Annotated in this window: 1 protein-coding gene; it reads right to left on the bottom strand. The window is 56.1% G+C overall.

Annotated features, from left to right (window positions below; all coding sequences use genetic code 11):
• On the bottom strand, positions 1–302 hold a 302-nt coding region (locus EN750_RS37955), incomplete at its 3' end, for a PfkB family carbohydrate kinase (RefSeq protein ID WP_245482948.1).
• Positions 303–613 lie beyond the last annotated feature (311 nt).

The following is a 613-nucleotide window of genomic DNA, read 5'->3' as shown; positions in this document are numbered from 1 at the left end:
CTGTCATAGAACGCGTACTCAGGCTCGTCGCTTCCCAGACGTACAAAGGCCAGCGTCGTGTCGAAAGGCAGGCGAGCTGCGTAGCGAAGATCAGTCCCCGCTTCGTTGAACTGCTGAAGCAGCATGGCGCCAAAAAAATCCTCGGACAGCCCTCCCATGAATCCGACTTTCCCGCCCAACCTGCCAATCGCGGTCGCGATGTTGCAGCAGGATCCACCACAGACAGGGATGTAGCCGCTGCCACCTTCCGGGAGCGCGACCGGCATGAAGTCAATCAAGGCATCACCGCAGACAACGATCATGACCTCATCCCCCCAATTCCAATGCGGCACTCTTCAGGAATTCACAAAGATACCGGCTTACGGCTCTACTTGTCTCAACGTGAGGAAGATGCCCTGTATCCGGCAAAGTCAGCACTTGAGCGTTGAACCTCGACAGTTTCCGACGGTCGATCGGATTTATCCTGTCGTCCTCTCCCCAAATAACGATCCGCGGAATTCTGCTGAAGGCTATGGAGGCCACATTGGGTTCAATCGAGGTCTCGACATGGCTCAACTCCGAAGCTAGGGCTCTGAGAGCGGCACGAACGCCAGGTCGTTCTAGGTGATTGAGG

The organism is Mesorhizobium sp. M7A.F.Ca.ET.027.03.2.1 (genome assembly GCF_003999175.1).
Taxonomy (GTDB): Bacteria; Pseudomonadota; Alphaproteobacteria; order Rhizobiales; family Rhizobiaceae; genus Mesorhizobium.
Note: the sequence above shows the minus strand (reverse complement) of the source record. Positions and strands in the feature narration are given on the sequence as shown.